General features: G+C 61.6%; 14 protein-coding genes. 2 read left to right on the top strand and 12 right to left on the bottom strand.

Annotated features, from left to right (window positions below):
• Window positions 1–65 precede the first annotated feature (65 nt).
• The 10 genes from ACVWZA_RS06635 to ACVWZA_RS06590 form a co-directional block, all read right to left on the bottom strand.
• Window positions 66–284 (bottom strand): hypothetical protein, encoded by a 219-nt coding sequence (locus tag ACVWZA_RS06635; RefSeq protein ID WP_457310379.1) that lies wholly within the window; start codon window positions 282–284, stop codon window positions 66–68.
• 65 nt (window positions 285–349) lie between these two features.
• Window positions 350–1603 (bottom strand): N-succinylarginine dihydrolase, encoded by a 1254-nt coding sequence (locus ACVWZA_RS06630; protein ID WP_457310378.1) that lies wholly within the window; start codon window positions 1601–1603, stop codon window positions 350–352.
• On the bottom strand, window positions 1603–2619 hold the full coding sequence (locus ACVWZA_RS06625; RefSeq protein WP_457310377.1) for an arginine N-succinyltransferase: 1017 nt from the start codon (window positions 2617–2619) through the stop codon (window positions 1603–1605). The genes ACVWZA_RS06630 and ACVWZA_RS06625 overlap by 1 nt, the downstream gene beginning before the upstream one ends.
• Complete coding sequence (locus tag ACVWZA_RS06620) at window positions 2616–3824, bottom strand: hydrolase (RefSeq protein WP_457310376.1); 1209 nt, start codon at window positions 3822–3824, stop codon at window positions 2616–2618. The genes ACVWZA_RS06625 and ACVWZA_RS06620 overlap by 4 nt, the downstream gene beginning before the upstream one ends.
• Window positions 3825–3898: 74 nt before the next feature.
• On the bottom strand, window positions 3899–4792 hold the full coding sequence (locus tag ACVWZA_RS06615; protein WP_457310375.1) for a DUF481 domain-containing protein: 894 nt from the start codon (window positions 4790–4792) through the stop codon (window positions 3899–3901).
• Between the two features lie 343 nt (window positions 4793–5135).
• Window positions 5136–6680, bottom strand: coding sequence for a terminase (locus ACVWZA_RS06610; RefSeq protein WP_457310374.1), 1545 nt, complete (start codon window positions 6678–6680; stop codon window positions 5136–5138).
• Window positions 6667–7155: a helix-turn-helix domain-containing protein gene (locus tag ACVWZA_RS06605; protein WP_457310373.1), complete on the bottom strand. Its 489-nt coding sequence runs from the start codon at window positions 7153–7155 to the stop codon at window positions 6667–6669. The genes ACVWZA_RS06610 and ACVWZA_RS06605 overlap by 14 nt, the downstream gene beginning before the upstream one ends.
• A gap of 195 nt (window positions 7156–7350) precedes the next feature.
• Window positions 7351–8562 (bottom strand): MFS transporter, encoded by a 1212-nt coding sequence (locus tag ACVWZA_RS06600; protein ID WP_457310372.1) that lies wholly within the window; start codon window positions 8560–8562, stop codon window positions 7351–7353.
• Window positions 8563–8619: 57 nt separating this feature from the next.
• Complete coding sequence (locus tag ACVWZA_RS06595; RefSeq protein ID WP_457310371.1) at window positions 8620–9606, bottom strand: cupin domain-containing protein; 987 nt, start codon at window positions 9604–9606, stop codon at window positions 8620–8622.
• Between the two features lie 87 nt (window positions 9607–9693).
• A complete protein-coding gene (locus ACVWZA_RS06590; protein WP_457310370.1) occupies window positions 9694–10659 on the bottom strand; it encodes a hypothetical protein in 966 nt (321 codons plus the stop codon).
• Window positions 10660–10773: 114 nt separating this feature from the next.
• Here ACVWZA_RS06590 and ACVWZA_RS06585 point away from each other — a divergent pair, with 114 nt between their 5' ends.
• Both ACVWZA_RS06585 and ACVWZA_RS06580 read left to right on the top strand, forming a co-directional pair.
• Window positions 10774–11448, top strand: a complete 675-nt coding sequence (locus ACVWZA_RS06585; protein WP_457310369.1) for a transposase — start codon at window positions 10774–10776, stop codon at window positions 11446–11448.
• A 278-nt stretch (window positions 11449–11726) separates the two neighbouring features.
• On the top strand, window positions 11727–12419 hold the full coding sequence (locus tag ACVWZA_RS06580; protein ID WP_457310368.1) for a hypothetical protein: 693 nt from the start codon (window positions 11727–11729) through the stop codon (window positions 12417–12419).
• A 181-nt stretch (window positions 12420–12600) separates the two neighbouring features.
• Here ACVWZA_RS06580 and ACVWZA_RS06575 read toward each other — a convergent pair whose 3' ends face one another.
• Together ACVWZA_RS06575 and ACVWZA_RS06570 are read right to left on the bottom strand one after the other, a co-directional pair.
• Window positions 12601–13056 carry a hypothetical protein gene (locus ACVWZA_RS06575; RefSeq protein ID WP_457310367.1) on the bottom strand — a complete coding sequence of 152 codons (456 nt, stop codon included), beginning with the start codon at window positions 13054–13056 and terminating at the stop codon, window positions 12601–12603.
• Window positions 13057–13261: 205 nt separating this feature from the next.
• Window positions 13262–13663 carry a DUF6232 family protein gene (locus ACVWZA_RS06570; protein ID WP_457310366.1) on the bottom strand — a complete coding sequence of 134 codons (402 nt, stop codon included), beginning with the start codon at window positions 13661–13663 and terminating at the stop codon, window positions 13262–13264.
• Window positions 13664–13779: the final 116 nt, after the last annotated feature.

Below are 13779 nucleotides of genomic sequence, written 5' to 3'. Positions count from 1 at the left end.
GCGAATTGCCCCGGCGCGATCAACTTATCCTGTTGCGCCTGAAAGCTGGGGGTCGCAGCCTTGCGTCAATCGGCCTGTTGCCGCTCGATCGAATCGAGAATCCGCGTGCCGGCCATGAAGACCGCGACCGGACAAACCGCAAAGAGCAGCCAGCCGCCAAAGCCCGGATATTGGTACAGATAATGCACCCCGCGTTCGACCGCACCCAACCCCAGACCATAGATCACCAGAAAGGCTTCGAACTTGGTCTTGATGACGAACAGTCTGGCGAATTTGCTCCACATGCGAAAAGCTTAAGCAAGTCATGGGCCAATGGCGGAAACACGCGGTTTCATCTTAACGAAGATGGTTACCTGTCAATTAATCCGACAATCCCGAGCTCTTCGAGCAGGGCGATGCGCGCGCGTTCGATCGTGCCGATCAGCGCCGGGTCAGCGATCATCGACGGGTCGATCCGTTCGGGCCAGTGCGTCGCGACGATGGCTGCAATGCGGTCGAGCCTGGCATCATCGACCAGGAAGCGCGGGTCGACCGCGACCGGATCGCACACCACGCGCAGGCGCAGGCAGGCAGGGCCGCCGCCATTGGCCATCGACTGGCGAACATCGACGACTTCGAGATGCCGGATCGGTCCGTTGCCGGCGACCATCTCCTGCAGCCAGGTCCATACGGCCCGGTTATCGCGCGCTTCCTCGGGCAGGATCAGCGCCATGCCGCCGGTCGGCAGCGTGACGAGCTGGGCGTTGAACAGATAGGACGACACAGCGTCGGCCAGGCTTATACGGGCGGCTGGCACTTCGATGATCTCGACCTCGGGCAAGCGCTTGCGCAGGTCGGCGTAGAACATATCCTTGTCCGCGAACGCCAGTTCGTGCGCGAACAGCACGCGTTCATTGGCGACGGCGACGACATCGTTGTGGAACGCGCCGGCGGCGATCGCCGCTTCCGACTGGGCGACGAACAGCGTGTGCGCCGCATCCAGCCGATGCCGACGAGCGACGCTCGCGCTGGCTTCACGGTGCTGGCGCGCAGGGAAAGGGCCGCCGGAGACGCCATAGACGAACACCTCGACGCCAGGCCCGCCATGCTTAGCGCAGAGCCGCATATGGTTGGCCGCGCCCTCGTCGCCGAACGGTGCCGGAACCGGGCCGTGAACCGCGAAGCCGGGGTCGGCGAATGCAACGCGCAACTGAGCGAGCGTGCCGGCCCATTCATGGCTGCGATGCGGCATGGTCACGAGGTTGGCGACGCTCAGATGGCAAAGGCCGTCGGCCGTGTCGGGCGCCGGGGAGACGGTGGCAGCATTGGCCGCCCACATCGCCGATGCGGACAGCGCCTGCGCCTGCAAATGCGGTGCTGCCTCGGCATAATTGGTCGCAAGGCTATCCAGCCAGCCATGATCGGGGCGCGCCAGCGGCAACAGGATGCCCTGGGTCAAGCCGAGCGCGATATTGGCGCGCATCTTGGCAATGCCCTCCAGCGCCGCGGCGCGCGGTTGCGACACCTTGCCGGCATTGTTGGTCGCGGCAAGGTTGCCGTGGCTGAGACCGGCATAATTATGGCTGGGGCCGATCAGGCCGTCGAAATTGATCTCGGTCAGCATCAAACGCGCCCCGCATAGCTGACAATCGCGTCCGGCCCGATGTCGAGCGCTTTTGCGCAGGCCGGATCGACCGCGATGCCGTCGCCGCTTGGGCGAATACGGGCATGCGAGCAGCGGAAATCGGCGAGCCGGCCGGTCGCGACCAGTGCCTGGTCGCCGCCATCCTCGTCGATCGCGACAATTTTTGTCGTCACCGCATCGCGGATCGTGCGGACATTGTCGGTCTTGGTGGTCATGGTCGGGCCGCCATCGAAGATGTCGACATAACGTTCGTACGCAAAGCCTTCATTCTCCAGCATGCGCATCGCGGCGCGGCCGGATGGATGCGGCAGGCCGATCGCGGCGCGCGCGCCTTCCGACAGCATCGCGGTGTAGATCGGATGCTGCGGGAACAGGTCGGCGATGAACTGGTGGCCGTGGATCGCATTGAACTGATCGGCGTCCTGGAAATTCATGCCGAAGAAACGCCCGGCAAGCCCGTCCCAAAAGGGCGAACCGCCTGCTTCGTCGATGATCCCGCGCAACTCCGCCAGGATGCGTTCGGCGAAGCGCGCGCGATGCTGGGCGATGAACAGATAGCGGCTGCGTGCGAGCAGCATGCCGAGCCCACCGGCGCGTTCGCCAGGGTGGAGGAACAGGCCGCCGACCTCGCTCGCCCCTTCGAGATCGGTGGTCAGCGCGAGATTCTCCGCGTGGAAGGTCCGGTTGAGCTCCTTACTGTGTTGCGACAGCGTGCTGAGCCGATAGCTGTAGAAAGGGAAGCGCTGCCCGACCTGGCTGAACAATTGGCACGTGCCGCGCACTTCGCCGGTTTCGACATTCTCGAGCACGAGCACGAACAGGTCGTCGCCGAGCACATCATCGTCGCGCGCGAAGGCCTGGTTGCTGCGATCGAGCTTGATCTGCAGCGATGTGCGGTCGGGTGGCAGGTTGGTGAAGCCGCCGCCGGTCAGCTTCGCCATTTCATACAATGCCTGAAGATCGCGATCGCCGGCGGCGCGGATGCGAAAGCTCATGATAGTCCCCGTTCGGCAATGCGCATGATGGTAAGGGCGGACAGCGCGGCGCGCTCGGTCAGGCTGTCGATGATCAGGAATTCGTCCGCCGAGTGGATCGCGCCGCCGCGCGGGCCCATCGTGTCGACCACCGGCACGCCGCAGGCGGCGATGTTGTTGCCGTCGCACACGCCGCCCGAATGCTGCCAGGCGATATCGAGGCCGAGATCGGCGCCGGTGCTCTTGATCAGCCCGAACAATTTGGCCGCGCCGGCATCGATCGGTTTGGGTGGCCGGTTGAACCCGCCATGGACCTCGATCCTGACGTCATGTTCGGCCGCGACCATCGCCACCGCGCTGTCGATATGCGCGCGGGCGCGTGTAATCTCGTCGAGCGTGGCGGGGCGGAAATTGACCCGCAATATGGCGAGGTCGGGCACCACATTGTTCGGCCCGCCGCCCTCGATGCGCGCCGGGTTGACCGCCAGGCGCGGGCCACGCGCCTGAGTCAGGCGCAAGGCGATATCGGCGGCGGCGACGATCGCGTTGCGGCCGTCCTCCGGGTTGCGGCCGGCATGGGCGCTGCGGCCGCGTACGACGATCGAGAAATTGCCCGTGCCGCCGCGCGCACCGGCCAGCGTGCCGTCGGGCAAGGCGGGTTCATAAGTCAACGCCGCCACCTTGCCGCGCGCCGCGCGCGCCAGCAGGCCGGCCGAGGAGAATGACCCGGTTTCCTCGTCGGAATTGATCACGACCTCATAACCGATCCGCTCGCGGACCGGCGATGCCTCGACCGCTTTCAGCGCGGCGAGCATCAGCGAAAGGCCTCCCTTCATATCGGCCACGCCCGGCCCGTTGAGCGTGCCATCGTCGCGAAAGGTCAGTTGCTGAAACGGATGATCGATCGGATATACCGTGTCCATATGACCGGTGAACAACATCTGCACCGGCGCGTCGGGCCGTACCGTGAGGTGAAGATGCCGGCCATGATCGAGCGGTGAGACGATTCCGTCGCTGCCCACGCTTTCGACCGGGTCGGCCTCGATCATGTCGATCTGCCCCGGCAGCGCCGAAAACGCGTCGGCGAGTTTCGCCCCGATTGCCGCCATCCCCGCGATATTGCGCGTGCCGCTGTTGATCGCTGCCCAATCCTCGACCTGTGCCAGCATCGGCTGTTGGTGGATCAGGTCGATCGCTGCGGTTTCGGCGGGGGACAGTCGGTTCATCGGCAGCGTGTTAGCCGCCTCTGGTACGATTTGAAACCGGGGCCGATTTGAAACCGGGACGGGCGACGATGCGGTCAGAAGCTGTAGACGAGCGAGGCCCGGCTGGTCGTGTCGGTGCCGACGCGCCCGATCGGCGGCATGCTTTCATATTGCACGCTGTACGACAATTTGCCGGCAAGCGGCCCGATCAATTGGGCATTGAGTGCAGTGGTCCCGGTCACGCTGCTGTTGTAATGCTGGATATAGGCCGAGGCGTCCTGGCTGAGCGTCAGCCCTTTCGAAAGCTTCCAGTCGAAGTCGAGCGAGCCACGCGCGGCCACGCTGCTTTCGATCGTCGCGTCGGTGAAACTGGTGTGACGGAATGCCGGGCCAAGCTCGACATCGAGCGTCATGCCCGGGCCTTTGATCGCACTGTACCCGGCACCGAGCGATGCGGAATAGCGGTCGGTATAGCCGAGGAAGCGGTCACTTTCATATTGCGCCGCGCCATAGACGTAACCGCGATCGTCGAATTTGAAATTGGGTTCATAGGCGGCGAGATAATGTTCGCGGCTGACCAGCCCCAGGCTCTCCTGATAATCGGCGGCGAGGCGGACCTTGTGGCGCCAGCGTACCGTTTCGCGCTGCAAGTCAAAGGCGCCGCTGATACCGATATTCTCGGTGTTGCCGGTGGTCAGATAACCGCCGATCTCGGCCCGGCCTTTCCACAGATCGAACGGTCCCGCCTCGCGCAGCATTTCCACCGCTTTCGCGCGGCGTTCGGCGCGCCAGCCATCGGCGATCGCGACGATCGCATCGGCGCTGTCCGGGGCCGCGTTGCGGGCATATTTGACGATCGTCGCGACCTCACTTTCGTTGCCGGACGCGATCGCCGCATCAAGCATCGCCTTCACCTGAGGCGGGATCGATGCCGGATCGACATTGCCGAGCAGGAGCGGGGCGGCGAGCAGGGTCAATAAGATGCGCACCGGTTGCGCATAGCGTCTCACGTGCTTTTGCGGAACCGTTTGCATCAACATGATATCGCCGGTTCGGGGCGTTTGATCGTTGGGGTGGGTCATTCTGGTGGTCTCTTTGGGTTTAGGAAGGATTGGGTTGGCGAGGAGGCGCGGTGGCGCAGAGGTTTTGCGGCGGGGCTCATCCAGCTCCTCCCCGGAACGGGGAGGGGGACCGTTCGCCTTCTTCAGGCGAATGGTGGAGGGGGCTCTCCACAAGCGTAACGTTTGTGGCGGGTTCCCTCTTCAGGCGTGACGTTGCCGGCACGCCCCCTCCACCAGCTTCGCTGGTCCCCCTCCCCGTGCCGGGGAGGATTTATTGTCCGTCATCTCTGATATCCCGGTAGGTGCGTTCCCATTCCCCTTCCTCGCTTAACGGGCGCTGATGGGGCTGGGGGTCGGGCCAGTAGAGCGTGTCGCGCGGCATGACCGGTGCGGCGAAGGTGAGGGCGAGCGCGTCGGCGTCATCGGGCGAGGCGAGGCCGCGCGCCTTCATATGTTCCTTCTTCTCGAGCTGGATCTCGTCGTCCCTGGAATAACCATATTCGACGCCGGTCAGGTCGGTCGCGAGCGCATCATCATCGGGGATGGCGCCGTTTTCGAGCCAGTTGCGCATGCTGGTCCACATCTCGGCGCGCTTGTTGGCGGTCCTGACGCGCATGTCGCCGGCCCAGACGGCGTCCGCGCCCTTGCCGCCGAACCAGATGTCATGGACGTTCTCGACGCCCAATTGACGCAGGCGATCGACCACGGCCGCGCCGATATTGCCGGCATCGACGAAGATGGCATCGGGGCGGTGGATCTGCGCGGCAAGCGCGACATCGCCGGCGAGCGTCATCGCATCGGTCTTAAACCAGCGCTTCCACGGGCGGCTGCGCGCGTCGCGGCCGCAGCGGATCGCCAGCGTCGAATGATCGTCGCCGAAGCGCGCGCAATCGAGCCCGAAGATGAGCGGGTCGGTCGGCAAATTGTGGAAGTCACGCACGCGCGCCGCATCGACCAGGTCGCTGGCGATGAACTGCATCGAGGAGGCGGATGGGAACTGGCCACGCACACGAACCTTCACGATGTCGCTGTCAGCGCCGTAGGTCGCGACCAGTTCGTCGAGATAGGCCTTGTTGGTGCCCTCGACATTGCGGCTGTCGATTTGCGCTGTGTTCCACAGATGGCGGTGCGCGCCGAAGCATTCGCGGAAAGGCCCGGAGTTGCTGGTCGGGTTGCCGAAGGCGAGGAAGATGATCTCGGTCTGCTCATCGGTCAGCGCGCCGAGCGCGACTTCCCACACCCTGGCCGGAATGCCGCTGGCTTCGTCGAACACCAGGATCAGGCGCTTGCCCTGATTGTGCAGCCCGGCGAATGCCTCGGTATTGGTCAGGCTCCAGGTGACGAGATCGGCGCGCCAGCTTTTGTCATGGCCGGGACTGGTCGAGACGAGCGCCGCTGTACCGACCCGGAACCAGTCGCGGGTGAGCGAGAGGTTGGACCACTTCGCCAGTTCGGGCGCGGTCTTGGTGAGCAGCTGGTTCTCGGTATTGGCGGTGACGACGATGCGTGTGTCGATGCCGGTATCGAGGCCCCATTTGATCAGCATCGCGATGAGCGCGGACTTGCCGATGCCGTGGCCCGAGGCACGGGCGATGCGGCAGGGGGTGTATTGGGTTGTGGGGTCTTCGAGATGGGTCTTGATGACCGTCATGACGTCATGCTGCCAGACGCGTGAGCCGGCGACGCCTTTGAGCGCGCCTTCACCCCAGCGATAGGCGAAGGCGGCATGGCCGAGCGGGTTATGCCTGTAGCCGAGCATTTTCGCGGCGAGCGTGTCGGTGGCAGCGGTGTCGACCACGTCTTTATTTCCGCGCATGATGATGGGGTTCCGTACGGTATTCGGGCGACGTTATTCTCTCGACCCGCTCCGCCGCCTTGCGCATCTCCTCGGCCCAATCTTCCTTTTCCTCGGGCGGCGGCATGGGGCGAGCCCAGATTGCGGGACGGCGGGCGCGCAGCCATTGCAGCGCCGCGGCGGTATCAGCACGCACTTCGCGCTTGTAGCGCACGATCACCGGCTCCTCGGCGCCGGTCGGATGATAGACGCGGACCGCTTCCTCCTCATAACCGATTGCGCGCTCGTACAGCGCACGCTCGACGCGGTCGTCGGCCACCTCCTTGCCGAGCTTCGTCGCCTCGGCGAACTCCGGGTAAGCGGCACGCCAGCGAAAGATGGTGGTGCGCGAGACGCCAAACACGGCGGCAAGCTCGCGATCGGTCAGGCCCTGGGCGTAGAGCTCCTTCGCCTGACGGACATAAGCGGGTTTGAAGGTCGAGGGGCGCGTTTCCATGCTGCCCGGATAGCGGGGCTTCGACTGGGTTTGAATCGGTCGATCGACAGACGCTGCGGGAGATATGTTACACCGGTCGTTCCATATCTCCGGCGCTGGGCTCGTGTGAGGAATTCACAATATCTAACTGGATAATAACGATATTATTATTTCCAACAAGCCTCCGCCAAGCGAGGCGTCCGACTGGTCAGTCGGTCACGTTCGGCGCTGGAGCAGCGCAAGAACGAGCGTGGATGCGGCAAGGATGGCGGTGAGGGTCAGCGGGGCGATGGCGCCATATGTGTCCACGGCATAGCCGCCGATCACCGCGCCGATGGTGATGCCGACCTGGAAGGAGACGACCATCAGGCTGCCCGTCGCTTCCAGTGCGTCCGGCGCGGCGCGGGACAGGTTGGTCGGCAGCACCACCGGCGCCATGCCGAACGCGAAGCCCCACAGCGTCACGAAGATGAAGGCGACCGCGACATGCGCGCCGGCGAGCACCAGGGCGAAGGCCGCCAGCCCCATCAGCGCGCTGGTGGTCACCAGGGCCATGCGGATATTCGCATCGGCCAGGCGGCCACCGACCACATTGCCGGCCACGGCGGCGATGCCGAACCCGAGCAGTGCGAGGGCGATTGGGACCGTCTCCAAATGTGTCACCTGTTCGAGGAAGGGGCGGACATAGACGGAGCCGGCGAAATGCCCCGTCATCAGCAAGACAATGGCGAGCATGCCGAGTTGGATGCCGCGCCGCCGCGTCAGGCGCAGGACATCGGCAAGGCTGTTGCTGGTGGTCGCGGGCAAGGTCGGGAGGCTCAGCGCCTGCAGCAGCATGGCGAGCGCGGCCAGCCCCGCAGTCATCGCCATCGCGACGCGCCAGCCGAGCCAGTCGCTGATCAACGCGCCCAGCGCGGGCGCGGCGATGGTGGCGAGCGAGACGCCAAGCGTGACGATCGCCATGCCCCGGCCGATCGAATTGACGCCGGCCACGCGTGCCACGACGGCGACCGACAGCGCCCAGAAGCCGCTCAAGGCGATGCCAAGTCCGGCGCGGCCGAGCAGCAAGATCCAGAAATCGGTCGCCAGTGCGGCAAGTATGTTGGAGGCGATCGCCAGCGCGCTGAGGCCGACCAGCACGGTCTTGCGATTCAGCCGGCCAATCAGCACATTGCTGAACAATGCGGTCACCGCACCGACCGATGCGGTGGCGGTGACGACTTGTCCCGCGACGCCCTGGCTCACGCCGAGATCACGCGCCATCGGAGTCAACAGGCCGGCGGGCAGGAATTCGGCCGAGACCAAAGCGAAGCTGGCGGCGGCCATCGACAGGACCGCGAACCAGGTCGCCATGTCCCATGTATCGACGGCTGCGGGGCTGTTATCGTCTGTCGCCGCGCCGAGTTGCAGGGCTATCGTATCCGACATGAAGAACCTCCTGAATTGGGGCTCTACATAAGTGCGCGTATCCGGATTATCTGTATCCTATAATCCGAATTCCATGTCCGTTCGTCCGGAATTTGTGCGCCGCACAACGCCCGGCGAGACTCGCGTGATGCGCTTGAAGGCACGGGCGAACGATGCCTCCGACTGGTAGCCCAGGCGACCGGCGACTTCGGCGACCGACAGGGCGCCCTGGCCGAGCCATTCCCGCGCGAGCTGCATGCGCAGGCGTGCGAGATAGCGCGCCGCGCCTTCGCCAAGGACCGTGCCGAAGCGATCGGCGAAGACCGAGCGCGACTGGCCGGCCAGCGCGGCGAGGTTTTCGAGCGTCCAGCCATGGCCGGGGTCGCGGTGCATCGCCGCGAGGGCGCGGCCGAGATGGGGGTCGCGGATCGCGGCGAGCCAGCCGGTGGTCGAGCTGCCGGTGCAATCGACCCAGCAGCGGATGAGCCGTGCGGTGAGCAAATCGGCCATGCGCGACAGGATCGTGGCGCTGCCCATGCGCGGTTGCGACGCCTCCACCGTCATGGCCTCCAGCAAGGGGCCGATGATCGGATCATTGGCGGCAACGTCGCAACCCTTGATGAGTGGCGGCATCAGGTTGATTAGGGGGTGAAGCGCATAGGCGTCGAGCGCCATGGAGCCACAGAAAAGCGTGCTGGTCGCGCCGGTTCCTTCGCGCACGACCTCACAGACATTGCCGCCCAGTCCGACCACCTGGCATTCCTTGAGGCAGTCGTTCACGACATGGGGAGAACTGGCCAGGCGGTGCGCGATGCCTTGCGGCAACAACACCAGATCGCCGTCATTGAGTGGCTGCCAGCCCTGTGCTTCGGTGTGGATGAAGCACGGCCCCTTGCTGACGAAGTGAAAGCGCAGCAGGTCCTGACGCGGGAAGCCGATGCTCCAGGGGTGCCGGAGTTCGCAGCGGCCATAGTTGACGCCGCTCAGGCGGAAGTCCTGCAGGACCTGGCTGAGCGCGTCCATCGCGACTGGGGGTGGGGAGGGGCTGGACGAAGGGTTGGGCATTTGGGTGATTTATGTGCTGAGCGTCCGGGTGGCAACTGGGGTGTGGGGGTTAAGTAAGCTGTCATGCACCGTAATGCCGCACCAAGATCACGATATGACGAATACTCCTTTGCTAGATGGCGGTCGCCTGAGCTTGGAAGTTTCGATGCCCAGATGGTCTGCGAGGTCGAGCTGAAGCATCCTCGCCAAGGCATCTTGATTCAGGGGCACGACAATGCGGGATTTCGTGGGTTCCGGTTGCGGTTGAAAATCTCCCCGCACCGTTTTGCGCCAATTGGCATCGCCCTGACGAGCGGTCAGGGTGATGCAGACGCCCTGCGAATCCGATGCGAATGCCTGCTCGATGAACATGTTGTTTCCATCGTCTGGAAGCGTACGCTTCACGACCACCATATGGACCTTTCCTTCAAAGGTAGCGGCGGTCACAACGAACGCCGCGGCTTTGCCGTCAAACGGTACGCGAAAGGTCTCGAGGAAGGCAGGTGAGACCAGCGCCCGAGTGTGGACGTAATTTACATCGCGCAGATTGAATTTTCCGGATTGGATATCCGGTAAAGATCGGCAATTTGCCTGCTCCGATATATCCGCTCCGAGCGGAGCCGGGACCGGGGTCAAAGGCACCAGCAATTTAGCGCGGCTTTTTTCGCCACAGCCGGGTGTCGGAGGCCATATCGGGTCTTCCAGCAGCGCCTGCCGCCGGCCATATTCTAATGCATTTCTCCGTGCCGGACCGGGATGCGGACACGACACACTGTATATAATCGCGGCGCATCGCGGTTCTCCCGGTGCGATTGGACCGAACCATCGGACGTCTCGTGCGACAATGCGCTCCTGCTGACAAATGCTTGCCGTCTTGCGGCTTTCCCACCGCCTATTCTCCCATGCGGGTGAAAGCGCTTGCTCAGCGCTGAAGTAACCGACGGTAAACACATAGCCATCGGCATTAGTGACCCATTGCCGGTTGACCGCCAAATCAGCAAGGACGTCCGACGAAAGGTGGGCGATGCAGCCACTCAGCAGGAGCCCAAGCAGGATGAGGATTTTGGGTCGCATCGGCGATCATAATCGCCGAGCGCGTTAAATTCTCATTACTGTTCGGAGCGCATATTATGGTGGCATATTATGGTGACAGTTTACTTAACCCCCAAACTAGCCTAGCATTCGCATATGGCCCGTCTGTCCCGCCTCGTCGTCCCCGGTCTCGCGCATCACGTGACGCAGCGCGGCAATGGCCGCCAGCCGACCTTCTTCGAGGAGGGCGACTATGCGCTGTATCTCGACCTGTTCGCCGAAGCCGCCGAGCGAGCGAATGTCGAGGTGTGGGGCTATTGCCTGATGCCCAATCATGTCCATGCGATCGTCGTGCCCTCAGATGAGGACGGGCTCAGGCGCACCTTTGGCGATCTGCATCGACGCTATACCGGCTTCATCAATGCGCGCGCACGACGGACCGGGCATTTGTGGCAGGGGCGGTTCGGGTCGGTGGCGATGGACGACGCGCATTTGGCACATGCCTTGCGCTACGTGAGCCTTAATCCGGTGCGAGCACGGCTGGTCGAGCGAGCGAAGGACTGGCGCTGGTCGAGCGTGGCGGCGCATCTTGCGGGCCAGGACGATGCGCTGGTGAAGGTCGCGCCAGGGTTGGAGCGGGTCGGTGATTTCGCGGCATTCCTGGGTGGCGAGATCGATGAGGCATCCGCCTATGCTGCGCTGCGCCGGGCGGAGACGATCGGCCGGCCAGTCGGTGACGCGGACTGGATCGCCGCGTTGGAGACGCGCACCGGCAGGACGCTTGCCCCGGCGAAGCGAGGGCCGGCACCAAAGGGTTTAGGGGTTAAGTAAACTGTCACCGTAATTATAACCGTAATTAATTCCGTAATTCCACCGTAATTCGTAATTTACGTCGCGCCACTTGATCCTGCCCTCGCTGTCCACCGCACAAATGTGCGTCATCTTGTCAGAAACGTCCAAACCAGCATAAATCGTCATCGGTCATCCTCCTGCCTTGGAGCACCTGCCAGGCGACTCCCCATCTAGCAGGAGGATGGCTACCTCAATTACGCAACGTCACCGTAATCACACCGTAATCATAATCAACTACCGGCAAGGGGTGAGAAAACATGGCAAAGCAAAATCGCTCGGGAGGCGGAGGAGAGATAATTGCTTTGATGTTGTTCGGTGCCCTATTTTTTGTCGCAATAATTGCTCCCATAATTCTAGTTGTTGCATGGGTCGTCACCGAGATGAGAGGTGCTTCATCAGCATTTCGGCGATCTGCGTCGGCACGTTTTGCGACTTCATCAGAGGTGGCAAACTTAACGAGGCTAACCCGTAGCGAGAGCAAAAAAGAGGCGGAAATCGAGGCTTTACTCCAGCAGGGTGATGAAAATGAAATACCTCGGCGGCAATACGACGGCCTATTCGACGGAAGGAGTTCTCTTGGACGAACGCTGAACCAGAGGATTGAAAGCCTCACGGAAGATAAGACAGAAATTACAAATGAGTGGGGCGTGATCGATGCTGGTATCGAGACGCGTCAGTCCAATTGGATAAAGCGAGTCAGCCAACGTGCTGCTGCGAGATGGGCCGTTGTTGCGTGGATTTTAGGGATAGCGGGCAGCAAAGTTGTTTGGCCACACGCTAAGATCATTCCCGATAAAGGTATACCGCTACCACTAGTTGTAGCGGGCTTAAGCTGCGTTGTCGTTGCAGCCCTTGCCTATTGGATTAAGGCTAATCGTTGCGCAAAAAGCCTGCTAGACGAGAATCACGATAGCACGGTTAGCGCTATGGCTCCGGACATAACGAGGTAAAAGCCGACCGAATAGGCGATAGCCATAATAGGACTCCTCGCATGTCGACTGGAGGAGGCAACACCGATAAATCCGCCACTCGGAAACATGTAAAATACCCAAAGAAATATCCTCCCCGGAATACTGAACCAAGTTACCCATTTGCTTTGGAATTTATAACTATCGAGCGGTTCAAAAATACTCATATCGTGGACTCTGGTCCGCTCCTATTGAGGACCTGATCAGATCGGTCTTGCCATGCACTTCCGTTGAGTAGCCCGGAGGTGACCGTTTCAAGAGTAGTCAATCTGGCATAATCAAGTCCTTCCTTAGCCAGCAAGCCGCGCGCCCATTTCTCATACTGCTCAGACGTAAAAAACCAGATTCGTATAGTCCATGCCTTCAGATCGAAGCCCATTTCTACAAGCTGTGATCGTATCCGAGGCTCATATTCGGTGGAGAACTGTGCGGCCTTGGCCGAAAAACTGCTTTTGGCAGTCGAAACCTCAATCATCCAGACTGTCTTATTAGTAAAATCAATAGCGAGAAAGTCAGGACGGCCGTACCAGTCCGCGCCGCCGACTTGGTATTGAGGGTTTAAAAAAACTCGCCGATCTAGGCAGAGGTATTGCTGCACAAGGTATTCCCATCCGTCCATCCAATCAATCCTCTCATCGTCAAAACAATGCACCCACAACAGCAGACAGAGCAATACGGACAATTGACGCGAGGCTATGCTGTTACGGTGACACGTGCAACAACGTCCTTACTTCGGATGCGTATTTACATGCGTGAATTACCGTTGTTACAGAAGCTAAGAATATAAGAAAAAGATGGAGCATGGCTCTCTTTTTCTGGTGTCGTTAAGCTTGACGAATTGCACCCTGAGAGTGATGCACCATGGCATTCTCGATCTTAAATCGAAGGTCGTTCACCTCACTTTGATCTCGTGTAACGAACGCTTGCGTTTCCGATGAACTTGTCATGAGAAAAAGGAGGTATTCCCGAATCTTGGTGCGCTGCCATTGCCAATAGGAAATGGCGAGCAATGCCAGTCCAATTACAAGCGTTGTGACCGGGGCACCCTGCGGTGATGCCATAGCCCCCAAACTGCTCAGGAGAAATAAGATGCCCAGAATACCGGCCACAATTGCACCGCCTATGCCGTGAGGCTGTCGCTCTCGAACCTCGACGCTATTTATTTTATTAATTGCGTAGCTCTTCGCACCAAAGCGCGCAAAGTCATTGTCTACTAATACGGTCATTTGCCCCTCCCCCCGAGTTGCCGACATCATCACTGCGGGGATTAAGAAAGCAAGCGCCTTCGGATTCAGCCGTCATTCGATCCGAGATGGTGTAGATCGATCGCGACGATCGGGTC

Source organism: Sphingomonas sp. UYAg733 (assembly GCF_054057355.1).
This window is presented reverse-complemented; position numbering and strand designations above follow the sequence as displayed.

What these genes read in the sequence shown, in the direction of transcription:
- ACVWZA_RS06620 (WP_457310376.1), bottom strand. Translation starts at nt 3,824, where the DNA reads ATGAACCGACTGTCCCCCGCCGAAACCGCAGCGATCGACCTGATCCAC.
- ACVWZA_RS06575 (WP_457310367.1), bottom strand. Translation starts at nt 13,056, where the DNA reads ATGGACGGATGGGAATACCTTGTGCAGCAATACCTCTGCCTAGATCGG.
- ACVWZA_RS06590 (WP_457310370.1), bottom strand. Translation starts at nt 10,659, where the DNA reads ATGCGACCCAAAATCCTCATCCTGCTTGGGCTCCTGCTGAGTGGCTGC.
- ACVWZA_RS06600 (WP_457310372.1), bottom strand. Translation starts at nt 8,562, where the DNA reads ATGTCGGATACGATAGCCCTGCAACTCGGCGCGGCGACAGACGATAAC.
- ACVWZA_RS06625 (WP_457310377.1), bottom strand. Translation starts at nt 2,619, where the DNA reads ATGAGCTTTCGCATCCGCGCCGCCGGCGATCGCGATCTTCAGGCATTG.
- ACVWZA_RS06635 (WP_457310379.1), bottom strand. Translation starts at nt 284, where the DNA reads ATGTGGAGCAAATTCGCCAGACTGTTCGTCATCAAGACCAAGTTCGAA.
- ACVWZA_RS06580 (WP_457310368.1), top strand. Translation starts at nt 11,727, where the DNA reads ATGGCAAAGCAAAATCGCTCGGGAGGCGGAGGAGAGATAATTGCTTTG.
- ACVWZA_RS06595 (WP_457310371.1), bottom strand. Translation starts at nt 9,606, where the DNA reads ATGCCCAACCCTTCGTCCAGCCCCTCCCCACCCCCAGTCGCGATGGAC.
- ACVWZA_RS06570 (WP_457310366.1), bottom strand. Translation starts at nt 13,663, where the DNA reads ATGACCGTATTAGTAGACAATGACTTTGCGCGCTTTGGTGCGAAGAGC.
- ACVWZA_RS06605 (WP_457310373.1), bottom strand. Translation starts at nt 7,155, where the DNA reads ATGGAAACGCGCCCCTCGACCTTCAAACCCGCTTATGTCCGTCAGGCG.
- ACVWZA_RS06630 (WP_457310378.1), bottom strand. Translation starts at nt 1,603, where the DNA reads ATGCTGACCGAGATCAATTTCGACGGCCTGATCGGCCCCAGCCATAAT.
- ACVWZA_RS06610 (WP_457310374.1), bottom strand. Translation starts at nt 6,680, where the DNA reads ATGCGCGGAAATAAAGACGTGGTCGACACCGCTGCCACCGACACGCTC.
- ACVWZA_RS06585 (WP_457310369.1), top strand. Translation starts at nt 10,774, where the DNA reads ATGGCCCGTCTGTCCCGCCTCGTCGTCCCCGGTCTCGCGCATCACGTG.